Origin of the sequence: Christiangramia aquimixticola (genome assembly GCF_048285835.1) — a bacterium.
Classification (GTDB): domain Bacteria; phylum Bacteroidota; class Bacteroidia; order Flavobacteriales; family Flavobacteriaceae; genus Christiangramia; species Christiangramia aquimixticola.
Genome location: NZ_JBLVTL010000154.1, coordinates 1 through 320 on the forward strand (window position 1 = coordinate 1; position 320 = coordinate 320).

The 320-nt window shown below is 47.5% G+C and carries 1 protein-coding gene; it reads right to left on the reverse strand.

Features of this window, described 5'->3' with window-relative positions; translation table 11 throughout:
* Positions 1–320 (reverse strand): hypothetical protein (locus ACNKXV_RS13910; RefSeq protein ID WP_417908317.1); only part of this gene is annotated, 320 nt, incomplete at both ends.

Consider the following 320-nt stretch of genomic DNA (forward strand, 5'->3'; position numbering starts at 1 on the left):
TAAGCTTTCTTACCAATTCGCCTTTGGCATCGAGTATTTCCAAAGTCAGTTCGGTGCTGTCAGCAAAGGTTTCTGGTAAGTGAAAGTAGATCACCATGCCGTTGGCTGGATTTTGACCTTGGAAAGGATCCGTTCCGGTGAATCCATCCAAATTTCCTCCGTTCATACTGGAATACCAGTTACCCAAAAGGGCTTTTTCTGGTGTGTAGAGCGTGATTTTTTCGACTTTGGCTTGAACTTCTCTTACGGCATTGAGCTCATCGAGGATCCAGTAGGATCGGCCGGCAGTCGCCACGATCAGGTCGTCATGGGCAACTTTC